The sequence below is a fragment of the Luteimonas huabeiensis HB2 genome (assembly GCF_000559025.1).
Classification (GTDB): domain Bacteria; phylum Pseudomonadota; class Gammaproteobacteria; order Xanthomonadales; family Xanthomonadaceae; genus Luteimonas; species Luteimonas huabeiensis.
Window position 1 is genome coordinate 1 of sequence record NZ_JAAN01000064.1, and the last position, 1,545, is coordinate 1,545.

Sequence of the window (1,545 nt, forward strand, 5' to 3'; positions counted from 1 at the left end):
CGTTCCTGCAGGTGCTGCCTACGCTCGACGCGACTGCGTACAAGGAGCTGGTCGACAGCAGCGAAGGCCATTCGCATGGCGGCGGCGAGACGCAAGGCCACCATGACGACGAAACGGCCGAGGACCCCGTTGCCCCCTCCGAGCCGGGCAACAACTCCATGCCGCATGCGCACCCGCTGGGTGTGGCCGATTGAATCGCCCCGCCTTTCCCGGAGGCTCCAAACCTTGAGAGGATGGAGCCATGAGCAACAAATTGACGAGGTACGCACCCGAGGTGCGTGAGCGGGCGGTGCGGATGGTCCTGGATCACCAGGGCGAGCACAGCTCCCAGTGGGCGGCGATCACGTCGGTGGCCGGGAAGATCGGCTGCAAGGCGGAGACGCTGCGGACGTGGGTCCGTCGGGCCGAGCGGGACAGTGGGCTGCGGCCGGGGCTGACGACCGACGAGCAGGCGCGGATCAAGGCCTTGGAGCGCGAAGTGCGCGAGCTGCGCCAGGCCAACGAGATCCTGCGCAAGGCGTCGGCGTTTTTGCCCAGGCGGAGCTCGACCGCCGGTACAAGTCCTGAAGGACTTCATCGATCAGAACCGGGACGCCTACGGGGTCGAGCCGATCTGCAAGGTGCTGCCGATCGCCCCGTCGACGTACTACGAACATGCCAGCCGCCAGGCTGACCCGGCGCGCCAGCCCCCACGCTGGCACCGGGAGCAGGTCTTGATGGCGGAGATCGACCGGGTCTGGAACGAGAACCGGCAGGCTTACGGAGCGCGCAAGGTGTGGCGCCAGCTGCACCGGGAAGGCGTCCCGGTGGCCCGCTGCACGGTGGAACGGCTGATGCGTCGGGCCGGCCTGCAGGGCGTGGTGCGCGGCAAGCCGCGCAAGTGGATCGGGCAGGAGCTGGTCGAGGAGAAACCGATGGATCTGGTGAAACGGCAGTTCACCGCCGACCGGCCGAACGCCTTGTGGGTGAGCGACTTCACCTACGTGCCGACGTGGCAGGGCTTCGTGTACGTGGCCTTCGTGATCGACGTGTTCGCCCGGCGGATCGTCGGCTGGCGGGCCAGTTCGTCGCAGCAGACGCAGTTCGTGCTCGACGCGCTCGAGCAAGCGGTGTGGGCGCGCCGGCCGGCGGAGAAGGCGCTGATCCACCATTCCGACCGCGGCAGCCAATACCTGTCGATCCGCTACACGGACCGCCTGATCGAGGCTGGCATCGAGCCATCGGTGGGCAGCGTGGGCGACAGCTGCGACAACGCGCTGGCCGAAACCGTGATCGGGCTGTTCAAGACCGAAGTGACCCACCGACGCTCGTGGCGCAGCCGCGAAGAGGTGGAATGGGAGACCCTCGGTTGGGTCGACTGGTATAACAATCGCCGACTGCTGGGGTCGATCGGCAACATACCCCCGGCAGAAGCGGAGGCGGCGTACTACGCTGGCAACACGGGTCACGCCATCGCGGCGTGACTCAAACGAAATGGCCTCCGGAGAAGCCGGGGCGATTCAGGCCGCCATCTGCGCCGAGATCCGCGCCGGCCAGTTGAGCCAA

At 67.4% G+C, this 1,545-nt stretch carries 1 protein-coding gene, 1 pseudogene and 1 other annotated feature; the gene and the pseudogene both read left to right on the plus strand.

Annotation, left to right across the window (positions count from 1 at the left end):
• Window positions 1-194, plus strand: a pseudogene (locus tag Z164_RS21105) (c-type cytochrome); the annotation flags it as partial.
• 47 nt (window positions 195-241) lie between these two features.
• Window positions 242-1,463 (plus strand): IS3 family transposase gene (locus Z164_RS0119400; protein ID WP_236621838.1). Its coding sequence is split into 2 segments (ribosomal slippage): window positions 242-528 and window positions 527-1,463, totalling 1,224 coding nucleotides; the frame shifts between segments, so codons are not numbered across the junction.
• Window positions 523-638 (plus strand) — a sequence feature (AL1L pseudoknot). (Overlaps the previous gene by 116 nt.)
• Window positions 1,464-1,545: the final 82 nt, after the last annotated feature.